22 protein-coding genes are annotated in these 22,014 nt (G+C 63.7%); 11 read left to right on the top strand and 11 right to left on the bottom strand.

Annotated elements, in window-relative coordinates:
* Window positions 1-48 precede the first annotated feature (48 nt).
* Window positions 49-642: a ComEA family DNA-binding protein gene (locus AWB77_RS31950; protein WP_061138446.1), complete on the top strand. Its 594-nt coding sequence runs from the start codon at window positions 49-51 to the stop codon at window positions 640-642.
* A gap of 148 nt (window positions 643-790) precedes the next feature.
* Window positions 791-1,252: a YidB family protein gene (locus AWB77_RS31955; RefSeq protein WP_061138447.1), complete on the top strand. Its 462-nt coding sequence runs from the start codon at window positions 791-793 to the stop codon at window positions 1,250-1,252.
* Between the two features lie 67 nt (window positions 1,253-1,319).
* Here AWB77_RS31955 and AWB77_RS31960 read toward each other — a convergent pair whose 3' ends face one another.
* The 4 genes from AWB77_RS31960 to AWB77_RS31975 all read right to left on the bottom strand — a co-directional run bounded on the left by AWB77_RS31960 (window position 1,320) and on the right by AWB77_RS31975 (window position 6,418).
* Window positions 1,320-2,666 carry a HipA domain-containing protein gene (locus AWB77_RS31960; RefSeq protein WP_061138448.1) on the bottom strand — a complete coding sequence of 449 codons (1,347 nt, stop codon included), beginning with the start codon at window positions 2,664-2,666 and terminating at the stop codon, window positions 1,320-1,322.
* Window positions 2,656-3,084 carry a helix-turn-helix domain-containing protein gene (locus AWB77_RS31965; protein ID WP_374728724.1) on the bottom strand — a complete coding sequence of 143 codons (429 nt, stop codon included), beginning with the start codon at window positions 3,082-3,084 and terminating at the stop codon, window positions 2,656-2,658. Before AWB77_RS31965 ends, AWB77_RS31960 begins: the two co-directional genes overlap by 11 nt.
* 99 nt (window positions 3,085-3,183) lie before the next feature.
* On the bottom strand, window positions 3,184-5,781 hold the full coding sequence (gene clpB, locus AWB77_RS31970) for an ATP-dependent chaperone ClpB (RefSeq protein ID WP_061138450.1): 2,598 nt from the start codon (window positions 5,779-5,781) through the stop codon (window positions 3,184-3,186).
* A gap of 124 nt (window positions 5,782-5,905) precedes the next feature.
* Window positions 5,906-6,418, bottom strand: a complete 513-nt coding sequence (locus tag AWB77_RS31975; RefSeq protein WP_061138478.1) for an Rrf2 family transcriptional regulator — start codon at window positions 6,416-6,418, stop codon at window positions 5,906-5,908.
* A gap of 245 nt (window positions 6,419-6,663) precedes the next feature.
* On the opposite strand from AWB77_RS31975, the gene AWB77_RS31980 reads away from it, so the two are divergent.
* The gene (locus tag AWB77_RS31980; RefSeq protein ID WP_061138451.1) at window positions 6,664-7,203 is read left to right on the top strand and encodes a group III truncated hemoglobin; all 540 of its coding nucleotides are present in this window, start codon (window positions 6,664-6,666) and stop codon (window positions 7,201-7,203) included.
* Window positions 7,204-7,209: 6 nt separating this feature from the next.
* Here AWB77_RS31980 and AWB77_RS31985 read toward each other — a convergent pair whose 3' ends face one another.
* From AWB77_RS31985 to AWB77_RS31995, 3 genes are read right to left on the bottom strand one after another with little or no spacing between them, the layout of a single operon-like run.
* Window positions 7,210-7,683 carry a molybdenum cofactor biosynthesis protein MoaE gene (locus AWB77_RS31985; RefSeq protein WP_061138452.1) on the bottom strand — a complete coding sequence of 158 codons (474 nt, stop codon included), beginning with the start codon at window positions 7,681-7,683 and terminating at the stop codon, window positions 7,210-7,212.
* Window position 7,684: 1 nt separating this feature from the next.
* Window positions 7,685-7,942, bottom strand: coding sequence for a molybdopterin converting factor subunit 1 (gene moaD / locus AWB77_RS31990; protein ID WP_061138453.1), 258 nt, complete (start codon window positions 7,940-7,942; stop codon window positions 7,685-7,687).
* A gap of 4 nt (window positions 7,943-7,946) precedes the next feature.
* Window positions 7,947-9,185 (bottom strand): molybdopterin molybdotransferase MoeA, encoded by a 1,239-nt coding sequence (locus AWB77_RS31995; RefSeq protein ID WP_061138454.1) that lies wholly within the window; start codon window positions 9,183-9,185, stop codon window positions 7,947-7,949.
* A 243-nt stretch (window positions 9,186-9,428) separates the two neighbouring features.
* Between AWB77_RS31995 and AWB77_RS32000 the strand changes: the two genes are divergently transcribed.
* The 6 genes from AWB77_RS32000 to AWB77_RS32025 all read left to right on the top strand — a co-directional run bounded on the left by AWB77_RS32000 (window position 9,429) and on the right by AWB77_RS32025 (window position 14,513).
* Window positions 9,429-9,974 carry an NUDIX hydrolase gene (locus AWB77_RS32000; RefSeq protein ID WP_061138455.1) on the top strand — a complete coding sequence of 182 codons (546 nt, stop codon included), beginning with the start codon at window positions 9,429-9,431 and terminating at the stop codon, window positions 9,972-9,974.
* Between the two features lie 46 nt (window positions 9,975-10,020).
* Entirely contained in the window at window positions 10,021-10,752 is a 732-nt protein-coding gene (aat, locus tag AWB77_RS32005; protein WP_061138456.1) for a leucyl/phenylalanyl-tRNA--protein transferase, read from the top strand.
* A gap of 112 nt (window positions 10,753-10,864) precedes the next feature.
* Window positions 10,865-11,692, top strand: a complete 828-nt coding sequence (locus tag AWB77_RS32010) for an arginyltransferase (RefSeq protein ID WP_061138457.1) — start codon at window positions 10,865-10,867, stop codon at window positions 11,690-11,692.
* 98 nt (window positions 11,693-11,790) lie between these two features.
* On the top strand, window positions 11,791-12,813 hold the full coding sequence (locus AWB77_RS32015; protein ID WP_061138458.1) for a quinone-dependent dihydroorotate dehydrogenase: 1,023 nt from the start codon (window positions 11,791-11,793) through the stop codon (window positions 12,811-12,813).
* A 114-nt stretch (window positions 12,814-12,927) separates the two neighbouring features.
* Window positions 12,928-13,728, top strand: coding sequence for a cystine ABC transporter substrate-binding protein (locus tag AWB77_RS32020; RefSeq protein ID WP_061138459.1), 801 nt, complete (start codon window positions 12,928-12,930; stop codon window positions 13,726-13,728).
* A gap of 125 nt (window positions 13,729-13,853) precedes the next feature.
* The gene (locus AWB77_RS32025; protein WP_061138460.1) at window positions 13,854-14,513 is read left to right on the top strand and encodes an amino acid ABC transporter permease; all 660 of its coding nucleotides are present in this window, start codon (window positions 13,854-13,856) and stop codon (window positions 14,511-14,513) included.
* A 34-nt stretch (window positions 14,514-14,547) separates the two neighbouring features.
* On the opposite strand, the gene AWB77_RS32030 is transcribed toward AWB77_RS32025, so the two are convergent.
* The 4 genes from AWB77_RS32030 to AWB77_RS32045 form a co-directional block, all read right to left on the bottom strand.
* Complete coding sequence (locus tag AWB77_RS32030) at window positions 14,548-15,537, bottom strand: Gfo/Idh/MocA family protein (protein WP_061138461.1); 990 nt, start codon at window positions 15,535-15,537, stop codon at window positions 14,548-14,550.
* A 148-nt stretch (window positions 15,538-15,685) separates the two neighbouring features.
* On the bottom strand, window positions 15,686-16,438 hold the full coding sequence (locus tag AWB77_RS32035; RefSeq protein ID WP_061138462.1) for a FadR/GntR family transcriptional regulator: 753 nt from the start codon (window positions 16,436-16,438) through the stop codon (window positions 15,686-15,688).
* A 483-nt stretch (window positions 16,439-16,921) separates the two neighbouring features.
* Entirely contained in the window at window positions 16,922-18,073 is a 1,152-nt protein-coding gene (locus AWB77_RS32040; RefSeq protein WP_061138463.1) for a glycosyltransferase family 4 protein, read from the bottom strand.
* Window positions 18,074-18,339: 266 nt separating this feature from the next.
* Window positions 18,340-18,864 carry a GNAT family N-acetyltransferase gene (locus tag AWB77_RS32045; RefSeq protein ID WP_061138464.1) on the bottom strand — a complete coding sequence of 175 codons (525 nt, stop codon included), beginning with the start codon at window positions 18,862-18,864 and terminating at the stop codon, window positions 18,340-18,342.
* A 381-nt stretch (window positions 18,865-19,245) separates the two neighbouring features.
* On the opposite strand from AWB77_RS32045, the gene AWB77_RS32050 reads away from it, so the two are divergent.
* The gene (locus tag AWB77_RS32050) at window positions 19,246-20,274 is read left to right on the top strand and encodes a DUF1839 family protein (protein WP_061138465.1); all 1,029 of its coding nucleotides are present in this window, start codon (window positions 19,246-19,248) and stop codon (window positions 20,272-20,274) included.
* A gap of 989 nt (window positions 20,275-21,263) precedes the next feature.
* The gene (locus AWB77_RS32055; RefSeq protein ID WP_014191659.1) at window positions 21,264-22,010 is read left to right on the top strand and encodes a Crp/Fnr family transcriptional regulator; all 747 of its coding nucleotides are present in this window, start codon (window positions 21,264-21,266) and stop codon (window positions 22,008-22,010) included.
* Window positions 22,011-22,014: the final 4 nt, after the last annotated feature.

The raw sequence follows: 22,014 nt of genomic DNA on the forward strand, positions 1-22,014 counted from the left end.
GGCCCGAACTTATCGATTCTTCCTTTCTCTCAAGCCTGGAGTGCCGTCATGCTGAAAAAGCTGCTGATGCTGTGCCTAGCGTTCATGTTGTCGATGGGTGCGGCTTTCGCCGCGGTCGATGTCAACACAGCCGATCAGGCTGCACTGGAATCGGTGAAGGGTCTCGGGCCGGTGAAGTCGAAGGCGATCATCGACGAGCGCACGAAGAACGGTCCGTACAAGGACGCCGACGATCTCGCGACCCGCGTCAAGGGTCTCGGCACGAAGTCGGTGAGCAATCTGGAGCAGAACGGCCTGACGATCGGCGGATCGTCGCTGCCGCCGACGGGCAAGACGTCGAAGCCCGCCACATCGTCGACACAAGGCGGCAGCGCCGCGCCGAATTCGACGGTGAAGTCGTCGACCGCCGCGACCGCTGCGACATCGCCCGCGGCCACGACCGCGCAGACGCCTGCCGCCACGCCCGCCGCGGCCGCGTCGACTACCAAAGCGTCGAAGAAGTCGAAAAAGGAAGCCGCTACTGCGACGGCGGCTTCGGCAGCGAGCGCTTCGGGCCCGTCCGCCGCGAGCGAGTCGAAGCCCGCCAAATCGAAACGCAGCAAAAAAGACAAGGCCGCCAGCGCCGCGGCGGTCAGTCAGTGATTCTTCGGGGAACCTTGCCGAAGGGAAATTGCCTTCGTATGACTATCGTTGAACGGCCGCTCGCGGCCGATGCTCGCGCCGAAAAGTCCGGTTATCCGAACCGCGGCGCGAGCGAATCCACCCCGCAACCTCTCGTAGTGAGACTGCCATGAGCCTAATCGATATCCTCGCCTCCACCCTCGGCAATTCGTCGCAACAACCCGGCGGCCAGCCTGCCCAGTCGGGCCAGGCCGCGCTGATCGCGGCGGCGCTCGCATTCGTCAACAGCCAGCCGGGCGGCCTGATGGGCCTGATCCAGCGCTTCCAGCAGCATGGCGCGGGCGATGTCGTCCAGTCGTGGATCGGCACCGGCGAGAACAAGCCGATCAGCCCCGACACGCTCACGAACGTCCTCGGCCACGACAACGTCGGCGCGCTCGCGCAGAAGGCCGGCGTTTCCGGCGATCAGCTTTCGGGGATGCTCGCGGCGGTGCTGCCGCATATCGTCGATCGCGCGACGCCGAACGGCCAGGTGCCGGCCGAAGGCCAGCTCGATCTGACCGGCGTGCTGGGCTCGCTCGGCGGCCTCGCGGGCCTTTTCGGCAAGAGCGAGGAGCCGAAGCAGGGTTGAGCTTTTTCCAGGCTTTGCCTTGCTGGAAAGCCCCAACCGGTGCGAAACCGGGCGGGGCTTTTGCGTTTCAAGAGGCTGACAGCTTGCGGGTCATGTCCTCGATGATGGTGTGGCGGATCACGCGCAGGCACATCAGCTCTCCACCGAGCGTCGCGGCGAGTTGCGGGCGCGCGGCCAGCAACGCCGCATTCTCCTCTTCGACGCGCCCGTACAGATCGGCCGCCGTGCGTGCGATCGAGTTCGTCAGCGCATCCAGCAGACGTTCCGCCGTCCTTCTCGCGATGCCGAGCACTTCGCCCGCACGCAGCATCAACGCGCGGTCGAAGTCGTCGTAGTAACGCGCGCCGAGAATGTCCCACGCGAACGACGCGCGCGATGGCCATTCGTTCTTCTGATACGACGGCGTACCGTAGGCCGCGACGCTCAGAAGATCGTAGAAAGGCGCGAGCTGAATGCCATCGCGCGAAACGAGAAAGCTGAGGTTCTTCAGATGCGCGTCCGAATTGCCGACGAGCACGTTGAACACGAGCCACGAGAAAAGCCGTGTGCGCGCCGCCGCCTGATTGCGGCAACGCGCGGCGAGCGTCGCAAGCTGCTCGACGCTGCCCTGCTCGTACTTGAACGTGCGCGCGAGATCGAGCATCTGGCAGGCGTCGATGCTATGCAGCCGGCGCCAATGTCCCGCGCGCGATTCGCGATCGAAGCGATCGACGAGATAGACCGGGGACGGCACATAACGCCGATGCACGCCGGGCACGCCAAGCCGCAGCCGGTCGGCGAGCTTCATCACGAACCATTCGTTGATGACCGAGTGCGGATAGTCATCGGTGTCCTGATGATTCGGCTTCAGAATGTGTGTCGACGGCGTGCGGCCACCGGGCTCGAACAGCGCGTCGTCGCGTAGCAACACCGCGAGCTTGTGCTGCGCGCCGGCAAGCGACATGCGCTTCAGCGCGTCGTGCGTGAGGGGCACGCGCGGCAAGGCATCGATGCGCGCCTGCAACGCTTCGTCGGACAGCAGGCGCTCGGCTGGCGGCGGCTCCTCTTTCGCGCCGGGCGGATGCAGCGTCACCGAACCCGCTGATTCCGCGCCGTAATGCGCGAGCAGCGCGAAGGCGTCCGCTTCATTGCGGATGGCGGCATCGCGTGCAAGCAGCGTGCGCTGGCCTTCTTCCGGCAGGAGATTGTCGAAATACCATTGCACCGGGCGGCGCGTACTGCCGTCGCGCAGCACATTCGTTCGCAGCGGCAGCGCGGGGCTGAGCGCATAGCCATCCGCGCTGTCGCGCCACGTTGGCAAATAGGAGAAGGACCAGATGTCGTCGTCGGCGTTGAGTACGCCCACATCGACATCGTTGATGCTTGCAATCAGGTTGCGCTGGCCCTCGAACGGCGCGCCGGACTCAGGATTCATCCGCATCCTCCCGTGCACGGCGGCGTTTCTCCGCGCGCCCGACACGCGCGTACCGTTTGACTTCCTCGCCCGCGAACAGCTCGCCGGCTTCGTCCGGTACATCGACGATCACGCGAACGCCCAGGCCGTCGAGCACTTGGAAGAGCTTGCCCCACTGCACGCTCTGCGCGCCCTTCTCCAACTTGCCGAGAAAACTTTCGCTCACGCCGATGCTGCCGGCAGCGTCGTCCTGGCGAAGCCGCTGCGCCTTGCGAGCGGCGCGAACCGCGATACCGATGTCACTTGCGCTACGAATATCGATTTCCATGGAAAATCCTTGCGATCGCATGGATGAATGTGCCTGATTGTATCCAGCCGGGCAAATCCGTGCAAACGCAAAGATTTTAATGAATAGGTAGACCACGACGACCAGATCCATGCGAACGCACGGATTCTGGGTTCGAAAAAAAAGGGCAACGAATCCCTCGTTGCCCTTCGATTCGCCCAGCCGCCCAGCCTCCAGGCGGCCCGAGCCTGCTCAATGCACGACGCGATCGAACACGAACTTCCCGTCCCGTACATCGACCGGAATGACGTCCTTCGGTCCGAACCTACCCGCGAGAATCAGCTTGGCGACCGGATTCTCGATCTCCTGCTGTATCGCGCGCTTCAGCGGCCGCGCGCCGAAGAGCGGGTCGTAGCCGACCTTGCCGATCTGTTCCAGCGCAGTGTCCGACACGTCGAGCTGCATATCGAGCTTCGCAAGCCGCTCGTGCAGACGCTGCAACTGAATCTTCGCGATCGACTCGATGTTCGTGCGATCGAGCGCGTGGAACACGACGACATCGTCGATACGGTTCAGGAATTCCGGCCGGAAATGAAGCTTCACTTCTTCCCAGACGGCGTCCTTCACCCTTTCCTGCGGCTCGCCGACCATGCCTTGAATGACTTGCGAACCGAGGTTCGACGTCATCACGATCACCGTGTTCTTGAAGTCGACGGTGCGTCCCTGTCCATCGGTCATGCGGCCATCGTCGAGCACTTGCAGCAGCACGTTGAAGACATCGGGATGCGCCTTCTCGATTTCATCGAGCAAAATTACGCTGTACGGCTTGCGGCGCACGGCTTCGGTCAGATAACCGCCTTCCTCGTAGCCGACATATCCCGGCGGCGCGCCGATCAGCCGCGCAACGCTGTGCTTCTCCATGAACTCGCTCATGTCGATGCGGATCAGATGATCTTCCGAATCGAACAGGAACGCCGCGAGCGCCTTGCACAGTTCCGTCTTGCCGACGCCCGTCGGCCCGAGGAACAGGAACGAGCCATACGGCCGGTTCGGGTCCGACAAGCCCGCGCGCGAACGGCGGATCGCATCGGCCACCGCGCCGATCGCCTCGTCCTGGCCGATCACGCGCTCGTGCAGCTTCGCTTCGATCTGCAACAGCTTCTCGCGCTCGCCCTGCATCATGCGCGATACCGGAATGCCGGTCGAACGCGACACCACTTCCGCGATTTCCTCCGCGCCGACCTGCGTGCGCAACAGACGCGGACGCGTCGGATTGTTCTGCTCCTGCGACTCCGCCTGCGTCACCTGCTTGAGACGCGCTTCGAGCTCGGGCAGCTTGCCGTACTGCAATTCGGCGACCTTTTCGAGCTTGCCTTCGCGCTGCAGACGCGTGATGTCCGCGCGCACCTTCTCGATCTCTTCCTTCAGTTGCGCGCTGCCCTGCACCGCCGCTTTCTCGGCGGTCCAGATTTCTTCGAGGTCCGAATATTCGCGATTCAATCGGTCGATTTCCTCTTCGATCAATTGCAGGCGCTTCTGCGACGCCTCGTCCTTCTCCTTCTTCACGGCCTCGCGCTCGATCTTCAACTGAATGAGACGGCGGTCCAGCTTGTCCATCTCTTCGGGCTTCGAATCGATTTCCATCTTGATGCGCGACGCCGCTTCATCGATCAGATCGATGGCCTTGTCCGGCAAGAAGCGATCCGTGATGTAGCGATGCGACAGTTCCGCCGCCGCGACGATCGCCGGATCGGTGATCTCGACGCCGTGATGCAGTTCGTACTTTTCCTGCAAGCCGCGCAGGATCGCGATGGTCGCTTCCACCGACGGTTCATCGACCAGCACTTTCTGGAAACGCCGCTCCAGCGCCGCATCCTTCTCGATGTATTTGCGGTATTCGTCGAGCGTGGTCGCGCCGATGCAATGCAGCTCGCCGCGCGAGAGCGCCGGCTTCAGCATGTTGCCCGCGTCCATCGCGCCTTCGGCCTTGCCCGCGCCGACCATCGTATGAATTTCGTCGATGAAGACGATGGTTTGCCCTTCGTCCTTCGCGATGTCGTTCAGCACGGCCTTCAGGCGCTCTTCGAACTCGCCGCGATACTTCGCGCCCGCGAGCAGCGCCGCCATGTCGAGCGACAGCACGCGCTTGCCCTTGAGCGTTTCCGGCACTTCGCCGTTGACGATGCGCTGCGCAAGCCCTTCGACGATCGCCGTCTTGCCCACGCCCGGCTCGCCGATCAGCACCGGATTGTTCTTCGTGCGGCGTTGCAGGATCTGGATGCTGCGGCGGATCTCGTCGTCGCGGCCGATCACCGGATCGAGCTTGCCCGCGCGCGCGCGCTCGGTCAGATCGACGGTGTATTTCTTGAGCGCCTCGCGCTGGCTTTCGGCGTCCTGGCTATCGACCTGCGCGCCGCCGCGCACGGCGTTGATCGCCGCTTCGAGCGCACGGCGCGACAGGCCGTGCTGCTTCGCGAGCCGTCCCGCTTCGCCGCGATCGTCCGCGACCGCGATCAGGAACATCTCGCTCGCGATGTACGTGTCGTTCAGCTTTTGCGCTTCCTTGTCGGCGGCGTTGAGCAGGCCCGCGAGTTCGCGGCTCACCTGAACGTTGCCGTCCGTGCCCTGAACTTGAGGCAGACGGTTGATCGCCTCGTTCAGCGATGCCTGCAGCGCCTGAACCTGCACGCCCGCGTGGGAGAGCAGCGAGCGCGCCGAGCCGTCCTGCTGCGCGATGAGCGCCGCGAGCAGATGCACGGGCTCGATGTACTGGTTGTCACGTCCGACCGCCAGGCTTTGCGCGTCGGAGAGCGCTTCCTGGAATTTGGTGGTGAGTTTGTCGATTCTCATTTTTTAAAAGCTCCAATTCTGAATACGATCAAAATGAGGCGCTTTTGGTCACTTTCAAGCACGCTTTGGCTCGAAAAGTGCATTTTTTGCTCTTCGACAATGACAGCGGCGGCCGCCTTTCCAGTCAGGACCGGCCGGCCATCGGCGCGAAGCCGCCCGCCTTCACCGGCGCGATGCTGACGACGCCGAGCAGACGCGCGAGTTCGTTCGCGGGATGCGCGAGTTCGCCGACCGTATGCTTGTCGAGTTCGGCCAGAAACGCATCGCGCGCGGCGACGAGCACGTTGCGCAGCCGGCAGCTCGGCTGGATCACGCACCGCTGCTGCGGCGGCGCCGCGTCCTGCTCGCCCGTCTGATTCGCGAAACAGGCGACGATCGCAAAATCGCTTTCGGTCTTGCGGACGACATCGCCGATCGTCAATTCTTTCGATCGCGACGACAGCCGCAAACCGCCGTTGCGCCCGCGCACGGTTTCGACCCAGCCGAGCTCGCCGAGTTGCTGAACGATCTTCATCAAGTGATTCTTCGAGATGCCGTAGGCCTCGGAGATTTCCTGAATGGTCGACAGTCCGGATGGTCGAACGGAAAGATACAACAGCACGCGCAACGAATAATCGGTGTAGTCGGTGAGTCGCATGAGTTCGCGCGATGAAAGGTGAAGGCAGGAGCGCATCGGCGGTGCGTCGGCAATAATTTCGACGCGAGAGCGCATATCGACCGAAATGCAAGCAATCTGAACGGAACGAGCATGCAATTCGGACGATCAAGGGCGTGCGTTACCGGAGCCAGGGCGGTTCGGCACGAAAGCAACATTCTGCGTCATCTTGATATGCTTCGTCAGCAAAATATCGGATCAACTGGCCCTTTGTTTCACCTTCGACGATGAACCACGAACTCCCCGATGCCGCAGCACGCGAGCGCGAACCCACCGAAGCCAACGTCCGCGCGCTGGTCGAAACCTTCTATCGCCGCGTCGACGACGACCCGCTGCTCGGCCCGATCTTCGCGCGCGCGCTCGCCGGCCGCTGGGACGAGCATCTCGCCACGATGACGACCTTCTGGTCGAGCCTCGTGCTCGGGTCGAAACAATATCGGGGGAACGTGCAGGAAGCGCACCGCCCGATCGACGACGTCGAGCCGCGTCACTTCGCGCGCTGGCTATCGCTCTTTCTGAGCACGGTGGAGTCGCGTTACGAGCCGGCCGCCGCCGTGCAGTTCATGGAGCCGGCGCTGCGCATCGCGCAGAGTCTGCAGTTGAGCAAGTTCGGCTGGGATTACCAGATTCCTGTCGAACAGCAGGAATTGCTTGCGGCACTCAAACGGCAGCGCACGGGCGGCGCGCCCGAGCCGCGCTTTCCCGAGCGCCCGGACGCCGAGCCGTTCCCGGCGAAGTTCATCGGCAAATCCGCCGACGAGCAGTGACGCCGCTCAGCCGCGTTCAGGCTGCCAGCGCGCGAGGGCGGCATCGTCGGATTCGCGCGCATCGACCCAGCGCTCGCCCGCTTCGGTCTTTTCCTTCTTCCAGAACGGCGCCTGCGTCTTCAGATAGTCCATGACGAACGCGCACGATTCGAACGCTTCGCCGCGATGCATCGCCGTCGTCGCGACGAGCACGATCTGGTCGAGCGGCTTCAGCTTGCCCACGCGATGCACGATCAGCACGTCGGAGCCGCGCCAGCGCCCGCGCGCCCGATCGGCGATCGCTTCGAGCGATTTCTCGGTCATGCCGGGGTAATGCTCGAGTTCCATCGTCTCGACGGCGCTGCCTTCGTTCAGGTCGCGCACCGTGCCGACGAAGCACGCGACCGCGCCCACCTTCGGATTGTCGGCGCGTAACGCGGCCACTTCGGCGCTGATGTCGAAATCGGCTTCCTGCACACGGACCTTCGAACGCGTGTTCATGTCAGCCGCCCGTGACCGGCGGAAAGAACGCGACTTCGCAGCCTTCCGTGATGCGCTGCGACGGATTCGTCATGACGTGATTGCAGGCCATGCGCAGCGCGCGGCCTTCCGCGAGCGCTTCCTCCCACACGCCGCCGCGCGTGCGCAGCCACGCGCGCACGTCGCCGACGTTGACCACCGTGTCCGGCACGCTTACCGTCTCGTTCGCGACGCCCAGCGCTTCGCGCACACTCGCAAAAAACCTCAGATCGATCTTCATCGCTTTACCGCATCAGTTCTGAAAAGGGAATGAAACGCACGATCTCGCCCGCGCCGATCGCGTGATTCGGCGGATTGTCGATGAGACCGTCGCCCCACACGGTCGATGTCAGCACGGCCGAACTCTGATTCTCGAAGAGATCGAGCCCGCCCGATTCGTTCACCCGGGCGCGCAGGAACTCGTTGCGGCGATCGCCTTTCTTCTGGCTGAAGTCGGCGCGCATCGAATAGACGCGCGGCGCGACGTCGTTCACACCTGCGAGACGCAAAAGAAACGGCCGCACGAACAACAGGAACGTGCAGAAGCTCGACACCGGATTGCCAGGCAAGCCGATGAAAAACGCCTCGTTCGCTCCGCCGCTGCCCGCTTCGCCGCGCCGCACGGCGCCGAACGCGAGCGGCTTGCCGGGCTTCATCGCGATCTGCCACATCGAGATGCGTCCTTCGGCCTCGACCGCCGGCTTCACGTGATCTTCCTCGCCGACCGACACGCCGCCGCACGTCAGGATGAGATCGTGGTCCGTCGCCGCGCGCCGCAACGTTTCGCGCGTCGCATCCAGCCGGTCGGGCACGATGCCGAGATCGGTCACTTCGCAGCCGAGTTTCGCGAGCAGCGCGCGCAGCGTGAAGCGATTCGAGTTGTAGATCGCGCCCGGCTCGAGCGGCTCGCCCGGCATGCGCAACTCGTCGCCGGTGAAGAAGATCGCGACGCGCACGCGCCGCACGACTTCGAGTTGCGCGCAGCCGACCGACGAAGCGAGCCCGAGCGCCTGCGGCGTCAGACGCGTGCCCGCGTGCAGAATCACCGAATCGCGCGTGATGTCCGCGCCTTGCCGCGTGATCCATTCGCCCGCCGATGGCGCCTGCGCGAACGCGACGCGGCCATCGTCGGATACTTGCGCCATCTCCTGCATGACGACCGCATCCGCGCCCGGCGGCACCGTCGCGCCGGTGAAAATGCGCGCCGCCGTGCCCGCTGCGAGCGGTTCGGCCGCGTGGCCCGCCGGAATGCGCTGGGACACCGGCAGCGCGACCGGCGCGCCTTCGCTCGCGCCCGCGAGATCGGCGGCGCGCACCGCGTAGCCGTCCATCGCGCTCGTGTGCATCGGCGGGACGTCGAGCGGCGAGGTCACGTCGGCGGCGAGCACGCGATTCAGTGCGTCGAGCGTATCGACGCGCTCGCGGGCATCGACCGGACGCGCGGCTTCGAGCAGACGGCCGAGCGCGTCGGCGGTGGCGAGCATCGGAGGACGGCTGGAAGCGGCTGGCGTGGATGACATGGAGTTCGCTTCGGACGCGCGAGGCGTCCAGATCGTGAAAAGGGACACTGCAATGCAAGTCAACTATTGTAACGAGAAGGCAGGCGTAGCATCGTCGGCCTCGGGCACGCCGGACATGCGCCGGGACCGATACCGCGATCCATTTGCGCGTCCGAAAGCGCCGCGGGGCGGTGATACACTCGCAGCACACTTCCCACGTCCATCTCCATGAAATTCTGTTCCGTCTGCGGCCACGAGGTCGGTCTCGCCATTCCGCCGGGCGACAACCGCGAACGCTTCGTCTGCAACAACTGCGGCACCGTTCACTATCAGAATCCGCGCAACGTCGTGGGCACCGTGCCGGTGTGGGACGACAAGGTGCTGCTCTGCCGGCGCGCGATCGAGCCGCGCTACGGCTACTGGACGCTGCCCGCCGGCTTCATGGAGATGCAGGAGACGACGAGCGAAGGCGCCGCGCGCGAGACGCTCGAGGAAGCGGGCGCGCGCGTCGAGATCCAGAGCCTTTTCACGCTGCTGAACGTGCCGCATGTGCATCAGGTGCATCTGTTCTATCTCGCGCGGCTGCTCGATATCGAGGTGGATCCCGGCGAGGAGAGTCTGGAAGTGAAGCTCTTCGCCGAGAACGAGATTCCGTGGGACGAGATCGCCTTTCCGACGGTCGGCCAGACGCTGCGATTCTTCTTCGCCGACCGCGCCGCCGGCAATTTCACGCTGCACACGGGCGATATCTTCCGCACGCTGCGCGACGGCTGAACGCATCGTCCGCCAACACGTCACAGAACGCCGCCCTCCCGAGAACATGGTTCCCTGGCTCGCCGACGACGATCCCTTCCCGCCCGTCGAGCGCGCGCTCGGCGCGTCGAGCGGCGCGCCGGGCCTGCTCGCCGCGAGCGCGGATCTGCTGCCGTCGCGGCTCGTCGATGCCTACGGGCGCGGCATCTTCCCGTGGTATTCCGACGGCCAGCCCGTGCTGTGGTGGAGTCCCGATCCGCGCATGGTGCTGTTTCCCGCCGAGTTCAAGGTGTCGGATTCGCTGCGCAAGACCTTGAAACGCGTGGTGCGCGATCCCGTCTGGGAAGTCCGCGTCGACGACGACTTCGCCGCCGTGATGCGCGCCTGCGCCGACACGCCGCGCGACGGCCAGCGCGGCACGTGGATCACGCCGGATATCGTCGATGCGTACACGAGCCTGCATCGCGCGGGCAGCGCGCACAGCGTCGAAACGTGGTTCGAAGGCGTGCGCGTGGGCGGGCTCTACGGCGTCTCGTTCGGGCGCATGTTCTTCGGCGAATCGATGTTCGCGCACAAGACCGATGCATCGAAAATCGCGCTCGCGGCGCTCGTCGGACACTTGCGCCGCAATCAAATTGAGATGATAGACTGCCAGCAGAACACGTCGCATCTGGCGTCGCTGGGCGGCCGCGAGATCGCGCGCCGCGCGTTCGTCACGCATCTGAGACGGGCGACCGCGGAGCCGGGCATCGGCTGGCGCTTCGACAAGTCCGTCCTTCTCGACGTGCTGGCACGCTGAACGCTACACGCTTGACACCCGAGCGACACATGAACTGCAGCCGCCGCGCGCCCGAAGACGCATTCGCGCGCCGGCCGGCAACGACGAGACGACGCCTGCGAGAGCCGCCAACGTGACACATCCGAACGAGCTGCCGCTGTCACCGCTTTCCGCGCTGCAATTCTATGCAACAGCGCCCTACCCTTGCAGTTATCTGGAAGGGCGCGTCGCACGCTCGCAAGTCGCCACGCCGAGCCATCTGATCAACTCCGACGTCTACACCGAACTCGTCAAGGCCGGCTTCCGGCGCTCGGGCGTCTTCACGTATCGTCCATATTGCGACGGCTGCCGCGCCTGCGTGCCGGTGCGCGTGCCGGTCGCGCGCTTCGTGCCGAACCGCGTGCAGCGGCGCGTGTGGAAGCTGCACGGCAATCTGGTCGCGAGCGTCGCGCCGCTGCATTACGACGAAGAGCATTACGCGCTCTACATGCGCTATCAGTCGGCGCGCCACGCGGGCGGCGGCATGGACCGCGACAGCCGCGATCAGTACGAGCAGTTCCTGCTGCAAAGCCGTATCAATTCGCGTCTCGTCGAGTTTCGCGAACCCGCGCATGCGGGGCATCCGGACGAGCCCGGCGAACTGCGCATGATCAGCATGATCGACATTCTCGGCGACGGCTTGTCGTCGGTGTACACGTTCTTCGAACCCGATCTGCCGAAGACGAGCTACGGCACCTTCAACATCCTTTGGCAGATCGAGCAGGCGAAGAGTCTCGACCTGCCCCACGTCTATCTCGGCTACTGGATCCGCGAAAGCGAAAAGATGGCCTACAAGGCGAATTTCAGGCCGCTGGAAGGTCTCGTCGACGGCCACTGGACGCTGCTCGATCCCGCGAACACGCAATCGGCCGGCACGCTGCCGATGCCGGGACGCATCCACGGTCCGGGCCAGCCGAAATAGCCGCCGGAATCGCGCCGTGCGCGGCCGGTCCGGCACGCGGTCCGAAACCGCTAAAATAGCGGCCTTTAAGAAAATTCGCCGTCGCCGGCTTTCATTTCGTGTTCAGTTCCCTCTATCCGATCGCGCGTTCGCATCTCTTCAAGATGGACGCGGAAGACGCTCATCACCTGACGCTGCGCATGCTGGGCGCGGCCGGCCGCACCGGGCTCGCCGGCATGCTCGCCAAACGCGGCCCCGATTCGCCCCGCACCGTCATGGGCATCACGTTCCGCAATCCGGTCGGTCTCGCGGCGGGGCTGGACAAGGACGGCGCGTGCATCGACGGGCTCGCGGCGCTCGGCTTCGGCTTCATCGAAGTGGGCACCGTGACGCCGCGCGCGCAATCCGGCAATCCGCGTCCGCGCATTTTCCGGCTGCCCGAGGCCGAGGCGCTGATCAACCGGATGGGCTTCAACAATCGCGGCGTCGATCAGTTCGTCGCGAACGTGAAAGCGGCGCATTATCGCGGCGTGCTGGGGCTCAACATCGGCAAGAACGCCGATACGCCGATCGAGCGCGCCGCCGAGGACTATCTGTATTGCCTCGAGCGCGTCTATCCGTTCGCGAGCTACGTGACGATCAACATCTCGTCGCCGAACACGAAGAATCTGCGGCAGCTTCAGGGCGCGGGCGAACTCGATGCGCTGCTCGGCGCGCTCAAGGAGAAGCAGGCGCGTCTGTCCGATCTGCACGGCAAGCTCGTGCCGCTCGCACTGAAGATCGCGCCCGATCTCGACGACGAGCAGATCAAGTCCATCGCGGGCACGTTGCTGGCTCACAAGATCGACGGCGTCATCGCGACCAACACGACGCTCTCGCGCACCGCCGTCACCGGCATGAAGCACGGCGACGAAGCGGGCGGCCTGTCGGGGCGTCCGGTTTTCGATGCATCGAACGAGGTGATCCGCAAGCTGCGTGCGGAAGTCGGAACCGACGTGCCGATCATCGGCGTGGGCGGAATTTTCTCGGGCGAAGACGCGCGCGCGAAGCTCGCGGCGGGCGCATCGCTCGTGCAGATCTACACCGGGCTGATCTATCGCGGTCCCGCGCTGGTAAGAGAGTGCGTCGAAGCGCTCGCGTGATGCCGACGATCCGGCATATAGACATGAGCAAACGATATTACGCGGCGATTGCATTCTCACTATGATCGCCGCATCGAAAAAAGACGCTGTGCCCATCAAGAGGAAAACAACACGATGAAACTGTCCACGCTCAAGAAGCTCGTCGCCGCTAGCCTTATCGGCGCCGCATTCACCGCCGTCACGACCGCCGCGCACGCCGAAGACCTGCTCGATCAGGTCAAGCAGCGCGGCACACTGCGCGTCGGCCTGGAAGGCACGTTCCCGCCGTTCAACTCGAAGAATCCGCAAGGCGAACTGGTCGGCTTCGACGTCGACATCGCCAAGGCCGTCGCCGCCAAGCTCGGCGTGAAGCCGGAGTTCGTCACGACCGAATGGAGCGGCATCATCGCCGGTTTGCAGGCGGGCAAGTTCGACGTGATCGTGAACCAGGTCGGCATCACCGATGCGCGCAAGCAGACGCTCGACTTCTCGCCCGCATACACGTACTCGAACGCGCAACTGATCCAGCGCAACGACGACAAGCGCGAGTTCAAGTCGCTCGAGGAACTGAAGGGCAAGAAGCTCGGCGTCGGACTCGGCACGAACTATATGGACATGGCGAAGTCGGTGCCGGGCATCGACGTGAAGACGTATCCGGGCGCGCCCGAGTATCTGCGTGACCTCGCAGCCGGACGTCTGGACGCCGCGCTCAACGACCGCCTGATGCTCGCGTATCTGCTGAAGAACTCGCAACTGCCGCTGCGTACGGGCGCGAACGTCGGCGCGGGCAACCCGTCGGGCATTCCGTTCAAGAAGGGTAATCCGAAGTTCGCGAAGGCGATCGACGACGCGATGACCCAGCTCGAAGCCGACGGCACGTTCGCGAAGATCTCCGACAAGTGGTTCGGCATCGACGTGACGAAGCCGGCGAAGTAAGCCGCGTCGTTCCCGGCGTCGCGAGGGCGGCATCGTCACGGTGCCGCCCTTCTCTTTTGCCGGCTCGGTTTAATATGTGCCGATTTGTTTCACTTCAGCACCGTTTCAGTCAACGCGTCTCTTAAATGTCCACGACATCCCTGCTCGTTCAATCGGCGCCCGTGCTGGCGCAAGGCGCGCTGCTGACGATCAAGTTCGCGCTCTACTCGATGTTCTTCGGCCTCGTCGCGGCCGTCGTGCTGGCGTTGATGGGCATCAGCCAGAATCGCGCGCTCGTCGCGATCGGACGCTGCTATGTCAGCGTGATGCGCGGCACGCCATTACTCGTGCAGATCTTCGTGATCTATTACGGGCTGCCGAGCCTCGGCATTTCGCTCGAACCGACGCCTGCGGGCGTGATCGCGCTATCGGCGAACGTGGCGGCGTATTTGTCGGAGAGCATGCGCGGCGCGATTCTCGGGATTCACGCCGGGCAGTGGCTCGCGGCTTACAGCCTCGGGCTCTCGCGCGCGCAGACGCTGCGCTACGTGATCGGGCCGCAGGCGCTGCGCATCGCGGTGCCGAGCCTGTCGAACAGTCTCATCAGTCTGATCAAGGACACGTCGCTCGTATCGGTCATCACGGTGACCGAGTTGCTGCGCAGCGCGCAGGAAGTGATCGCGGCGACCTATCAGCCGTTGCCGCTCTATCTCGCGGCGGCGTTCGTCTATTGGGTTTTGTGCAGCGTGCTCGAATTCGTGCAGCGGATTTTCGAGCGGCGGCTCGCGCTGCCAGGACGGCACTGAATGAAAAAGCCGCTGAACAAGCGGCTTTTTCGTATCAGTCGGTCTCGAATGGAAAGCGCAGATTCAGATCGCGGCGCGCGGCGTCGATGATCGCGATCATGCGCATCGACATCGCATGCGTCATCACCGGGCTTTCGATCGCGCCCGCGCGCAGCAGCTCGCAAAAGTGCGCGGTTTCGTAATTGAGGCCGCCGCCCGTCAACGGCTCGTCGAGTTCCACCTTTCTGCCGTCCGTATAGGCGATCGTCGCCCGCGCGGGATTCCACCAGTTCTCGTGGATCGTCACCGTGCCGAGCGTGCCGCCGATGAGCGCATCGCCGCGGCCTTGCAGATCGAGTCCGCAGAACAGTTGCGCGATGCCGCGCTCGTGGCGCACGTTGAGGCTTGCGAACACATCGACGCCGGTCGCGCCGAGACGTCCGATGGTCTGGACGTCGAGCGCTTCGCCGAGCCAGTCGACGGCGAGAAACGCCTCGTAGACGCCGATATCGAGCAGCGCGCCGCCGCCCGCGTCAAGCGAGAACGACGGATGATCGAGCGGCACGTTCGCCATTGAGCAGCCCGCGCGCACGAGGCCGATCTCGCCGATAGGATCGCGTTCGAGATGCGCACGCAAACGGCGATACAGCGGGTAGAACGGCGGCTTCATCGCTTCCATGAAAAGCAGCTTGCCCGCGCGCGCCGCGTCGATCATGCGCTGCAGTTCGCGCGCGTTCACGGCGGCGGGCTTTTCGCACAGCACCGGCTTGCCCGCCGCGAAAGCACGCATTGCGTACTCGGGATGGCTGTCCTGCAGGGTCGCGATATAGAGCGCATCGATCGAGCCGAGCAGCGCGTCGAAATCCGCGAAGGCGCGTGCGCCGAACGCATCGGCCAGCGCGCGCGCCGGTTCCTCGCGGCGCGACCACACACCCGCGAGACGCGCGCCTTCGACGTGCGTGAGGCTGTCCGCGAAGCGCCGCGCGATGCGCCCCGCGCCGACGATGCCCCAGCGGATCGTCGTTTCTTCGATGCTCGAATTCATCAACCGGCCTCCGTGCGCCATGTTCTTCGTTGCGACGATTGTGCCTCATTGCCTCGCGCGACGGATTCGCCGGACGCGCACAGACGGCAAAAAGCCGGGACATGTCCCGGCTCGATGCGCTTACCGCCTGGTTGCGTTCAGGAACGCGTCACACGCCCGCCGACGCGTTCACGTTCGGCGACGCCGGCTGGCTGTTCACCCGCTCCAGCGAGAAGGCGCGGCCGACTTCCTCCGCGGCGAGATCGACGAGCGCGCGCGTCGCGGATTCGGCGGCGGCGGGATCCTTCGACTCGATCGCCTCGACGACGCTCTTCTGCGCCGCGAGCGTCGCTTCGCGCACGGACTCGATGCCGTCGACGATCGGATTGACCGTCACCAGCGCGCCGCGCACGATCGCCGTCATCTGACGGAAGAACTGGTTGCCGCTCGCCGCGACGATGCGCGTGTGCAGCACTTCATCGGCTGCCTGATATTCCGGCTCGCCGACCTGCAGACGCGACAGCGTGTCGAATGCATCGCGGATGCCGGCGATCTCGTCCGGCGTTGCGCGTGCCGCAGCGAGCGCCGCCGCGCGCGGTTCGATCAGCATGCGGAATTCGATTACATCGCGCAAGAATGTCTGATCCGGCTTGGCGCGAAAGCGCCAGCTCACCACGTCCTCGTCGATGAGACGCCAGTCGCTCATCGGACGGATACGCGTGCCCGTCTTCGGCCGCACGTCCAGCATGTGCCGCGCGAGCAGCATCGACAGCGCCTCGCGCATGACGGTGCGGCTCACGTCGAACTCCTTCGAGAGGATGTCCTGCGGTGGCAGTATCGCGCCATATTTTTGCTCGACGATCCCTGAGACGAGTCCGTCCATGACCTTCGCCACCAGCGATCGCTCTTTGTTGTCATCCATCTCGCTTCTCCCCTTCTCGCCTGTTCCGTAGCCGTGTGTATGAGCGCATCGCTTTCGCTTGACCGGGCTGCGAAAGGCACGACGGGTTCCCGACAGGTCCATTCGTCGTGCTTGATACGTTGCGTCTTCGTTGCTTCGAATGCCAGTGAGGAATTTCCTGACAGGGTAATCCCTCTCACCTCGGCATCGCTGATTCTTTATTTCTTCGTTGCCGCTGCACGTGCATCACTTGCACTCGCGCCGCGCGCGCGCAGCCATTCATCAGGGAAACTGAAGAATGGCTGCGTCGCGTCGCGGCGTGTGCGTTCTTTCCCGGCCCTTTGCAACATCGGACCGATCATGCACTCATTTGAGCAAGCATCTCGTAGGCTTTCTGTGCGAACGCGAACGGAAGGCGGCGCGCTTTTGCCTTTTGTATGATCGGACGGTTTGGACGAAAGTACCGTGGCGTGGTGCAAGCCGGGCGATTTGTCAGCCCTATGCTTAAATCGCGCCATCTGTCGTGCGCGGCGTGCGCGCATCGAGCGGCACTTGCCGGCGCTGCATCGCTTCGCGCTCGGCAAGAGTCTGCTGATAGACCGCCATGTAGTCGTTGCATACTCTTTCGATCGAAAGCTGCTGCAGGTTCTGCCGCGCGCGCATCGACAACTGACCGCGCGCCTGCCTGTCGAGCAGGAGCCAGCGCAGCTTCGACGCCGCCTGCGCGATATCGCCCGCGGGCACGAGCACGCCCGCGGCGCCGTCGTCGAGCATCTCGGGAATGCCGCCCACGCGCGTCGCGACGATCGCGCAGCCCGCCTCGCGCGCCTCCGCGATCACGAGCGGTCCCGGGTCCTGGCGCGAGAGCAGCGCGAAGACATCGGCGCTTGCGAAATACGGGCGCGCATCGGCGACGAAGCCGGTAAAGTGCGTCACCTCCGCGATGCCGAGTTCAGCCGCGAGCGCTTCCATCGAACCGCGATCGGGACCATCGCCGACGAGATACAGATGCGGCTCGGCCATGAACTCGCGCTCGCTCGCGGACTGCTCGCGCACGAGCGCGAACGCCTGCAGAAGATCGGCAATACCTTTTCTCCGGTACATGCCCGCCACGCAGACGATATTCGGGTGCTTGAGCCACACCGGCTTCGCGGCCGGCCGCGTGACGAGGCGCGGCGCGCCCACCGCGCCGTTGAGCACGACCGACATGCGCGAAGCGCCGATGCCGCGCGCCTCCAGATCGTTCGCGAGCTCGCGGCTCACGGCCACGATGCGATCGCCAGCGCGTACGAGCGATGCGCTTCTCTGCAGTTCGTGATGCGCCGTCGTCACGAGCGCAAAGCGCCTTCGCATGCTGCCGAAACGCGATATGAGCGCGCCGGTCATCATGTGCGCGTGCACGATGTCGGGATCGAAACGATCGATGAGACGATTGAAGCCTGCGATCATCGACGGCACGCGCCACGGCTGCCGCGATTGTTGCAGCGGAATATGCGTGATGCCGTGACGGCGCAGGAGCGGCTCGAAGCTGCCACCCGACGACGCCACCACGACGTCCTGCGCCATGCGCGCCTGCATGCAGGCGAGATCGACCATCATGTTGACGGTGCCGTTGCCGATCGTCTGCGCGTGGTTGGCGAGATGGACTATTCGCATGAGATAGGCTTTTTTGTACGCTCACCGGCCCTTGCCGGCGGCGTTGATCTTATTGTTTCGAGGACGCGCGTATTGCTTTGTCGATCGCTTGTGATCGCTTTTGATCGCTTTGTTATCGCGTTCTTATCGCTTCGTTCTTGCCTCGATGCCCGGACGGTCCACGCCTCTTGTGATGCTGATGTTTGCTGCTGATTGCTGCGCTGGCTGCTTTCACTACGCGCGCGATTTGCGGATTCGCGGCGCGCGCAATGCGTCTCTGGTGGCGCTTACAACAATTCGTACGTCGTAGCCTGCTCCCCCGGCGTGAAGCTCGTGCCGGACGTCTCGCGCGACTGACGGCTTTTTCTCGTCAGACCGATATAAGGCATGCCGTGCTCGAGGAACGGACCTTCGGTCTTGCGAAAGCCGAACGCTTCGTAGAAGCCTCGAAGACTCACGGGCGCGGTCAGGCGCACGCTGCGTCCGGGCCAGCGCTCGGCGCTCACCGCGAGCACGCGCTCGATCAGCGCGTGCGCCGTGCCGTCGCCACGGCGCAGCGGGCTCGTCAGAATCTTGTCCACCACCACTTCCGGATCTTCCGCGTCGCCTCCGTGGATGCGTGCATAGGCGAGCACGGGCATCGAACGGCTCATGTCTTCCGCGGCGAAGACATGCGTGCCGGTTTCATCGCGGCCATCCGGATCGAGATGGACGTGCGACTGTTCGACGACGAACACCGCACTGCGCGCGCGCAATATCAAATAAAGCTCTCGCGCAGTGAGTTGTTCGAAATCCAGGACTTTCCAGTTCATCGATTATCTCCATGCATTACCGGTAATAACCGGTGCTTGCGACGATTAGACGTTACTTGCCGGCCCGCTTAATTTCAGTGCGGCATCGCACCGACCCAGGCCGCGCGTGCCTTTCAAATAAGCCCGACCACACGCAAAAAGGCGTCCCGGGGAAAAAGGACGCCTTTGCCCGACGATAAAACGCGACCGCGCGGCAGCCCGCGATATGGGCTGCCGCGCGCGTTCGCATGGCGTCGATAGCGCTCGCGTAATCCGGCACCTTCATGGGAAAATCACAATGCATACCGCCATCGAACGCGACAGGGACGCACAACTACAAGCACATTCGCTCCGGCGCGCACGCGGTAACGAACGCAGGCCTTCCCGGCCCGAGGTCACGGCATGAACGCGTTCCATACGAGCGGTGTGACGGATTCGGGCGCAAGTCGTTCCCGCGTCGTGTCACTCGACCCTCTGCGCATGCGCGCGCGGCGCCATCACGCGCATGCGCTTCATCGCGGCGAGCGCATCTGGCGTGAAGCGGTCGCGCCTGTCGATCTGTGGATCGAAATCCTGCATGGCAACGGGCTCGAACCGCGCGCCGCGCTCGCGTTCACCGTCGCGCAGGACTTCGAAGCCGATCAGTTCTCACTCGGCAAGCTGCCGTTCGAGGACATCGAAAAGCTGTACGGCCTGCAAGTGCAGGAGCTGTCCGTTTTCGATTCGCTCGAAGAGCGCGCGCTCGTGCAGACGCGCCGCGCGAATATCGTGCTCGTCGAAGTCGATGCGTTCTTTCTTCCCGACATGCGCACGGCGTCGTATCACCGCGAGCATGTGAAGACGACTATCGGCATCGATGTGATCGATCCCGATGCGCGGCGTCTCGGCTACTTTCATCACACGGGTTATCACCTGCTCGACGGCGACGACTATGACGGCGTCTTGCGCTCGAGCACGATGCACGAGCCCGCGCTCTTTCCGCACGTCGAGTTCGTCAAGCGCGTGCGCGAGCCGCTGTCGGGCACGCCGCTCGCGGAAGTATCGGCGGATCTGCTGTGCGCGCATCTGCTGCGGCGTCCGATGCACAACCCCATCACGCGATGGCGCGCCGCGTTTCCCGAGCATGTCGACACGATGATCGCGCGCGGCGAATCGTATGCGCGCCTCTATGCGTTCAACGTGATGCGACAGCTCGGCGCGAACTTCGAATTGCTTGCGCATTACCTGCAATGGATGCGCGAGCAAGGCTTCGATATTCCGGCGCAAACCCACGCGGGCGCGCGCAAGATCGCGAGCGAAACGATGGTCATGCAATGCCGTCTCGCGCGTGCGCTTTCGCGTGGCCGTCGCGAGTTGTGCGAGACATCGTTCGACGTGATCGAGGACGCGTATGAGCGCGTTGTTCCACGGCTTGCGGATATCGTGTGCTGATCGTCCCCACTTATTCCGCACAACATATTCGAGCCCTTGTTTCAAGGGCTTTTTCATTCGCTTACGCCTGCATGGCGCATTGCCTTTGATGACCGCGTGACGTCGCCGCGAAGAGTTGAACCGGCACCTTTCTCCTGAGTTAATCGGTTCCGCATGAGTTTGTCCGCGATGAAACATTTCGGGCTTTCTCATGTCTGTTGGAAACGACCGGCGCGAACGCGTGAATCCGACGAAGGACAGCAAACGTTTCTCGAAGTCTCGCCGGTCAAAAGTGTCCAGTGAAAGGGCCTCTTGCAAGCCCCGCATGGGCAAATTGGCCCTTTAGCGCAAGGCTTGCGGCGCGTCCGTACGAGCGCCATCTCACGCAGACTCTCCATTTCATGCGAAGCGCGCAAGGTTTCCCCATCGTGCGAAGCGTGGCGGCAGAGTTTTCCAGTTGCCGGCAAAGCCTTGTGCGACAGGGCTTTTCAGCGCATCGCGCGGCATCGAAAATAACGCGCGTTCGATAACGTCATAACCCGATGGAACACGGATGAATCATTTTTCATTGTCCCTACGAAAGCAGGTGTCCTGTCGAAGGGATGTCGACCTGTGAGGCTTGTCGCACGGTGGTCGGAAATGCGCGGAGCATCGCGCGGGCGGTTTGCACTGAGGAAACTCGTGCCGCCCGCGCCTATTCCTAAGACCACCAATGTTCATTACTGAAACAAAAATGGTGCGCTGCGCTGCACCAGAAAAAGTGCATCCGTTATGAGGCCCCGCCAGCATTGCGATTGATCGCATTGGCACAGTCCTCGCTAATAGAGTCGCGCAACCCGAACCAGCGCGAACACAAAAAATCAATCCATGCGCCGACGGGCCGCTACGGGGCCGATGTGATGTGCCTTCCGAAGCGCCGAAAACGAAGTTTTTTCGGCGCGCTACGAAAACCGTCACATCGGTAGATAAAAATTGAAGCGCAATGCGCGAAGTTTCGAGAGAGAACAATCATGCTGACCCTCCAGTCCGACCTGCACGGCAATCATCTGCTCGGCGCGCTTCCGGCGCACGAATGGCAGGCGCTCACGCCGCATCTCGAACTCGTGCAGCTGCGCACCGAGCAACTGTTGTGCGACTCGGGCCAACGCATTCATCACGTCTACTTCCCGACGACGGCCATCATCTCGCTGCTGCATACGATGGAAGACGGCGGTTCGGTCGAAATTGCCGCAGTGGGCCGCGAAGGCATGACGGGCGTGCCCGTTCTGACCGGCGGCGAAACGATGCCGACGCGCGTGCAGGTGCAATGCCCCGGCTTCGCATATCGCATGAGCGCGCAGGCATTGCGCGAGCAGTTCGGCCGCTCGGACTTCCTGCGCCGCCTGATGCTGCTCTACATGCAAGCGCTTCTGACGCAGGTCGCGCAGACGGCCGCGTGCAATCGCCATCACTCGCTGAACAAGCAACTTTGCCGCTGGTTGCTGATCGAAATCGATCGGACCGCGTCGAACGAGCTGCAAGTGACGCAGCAACTGATCGCCGACATGCTCGGCGTGCGTCGCGAAGGCGTCACCGAAGCGGCAGGCAAGCTTCACGACGCGGGTCTCATTCATCACAGCCGCGGCTGCATCAAGGTCGTGGATCGCGAGGGTCTCGAAGCACGCGCATGCGAGTGCTACGGGCTCGTCAAGCGGGAGTTCGATCGACTACTTCCGCGTCTTCGTGCAACCGAGGCGGCATCGGCCTCAAGTGTCTAACGGC

Origin of the sequence: Caballeronia fortuita (genome assembly GCF_001544835.2) — a bacterium.
Lineage (GTDB): Bacteria > Pseudomonadota > Gammaproteobacteria > Burkholderiales > Burkholderiaceae > Caballeronia > Caballeronia fortuita.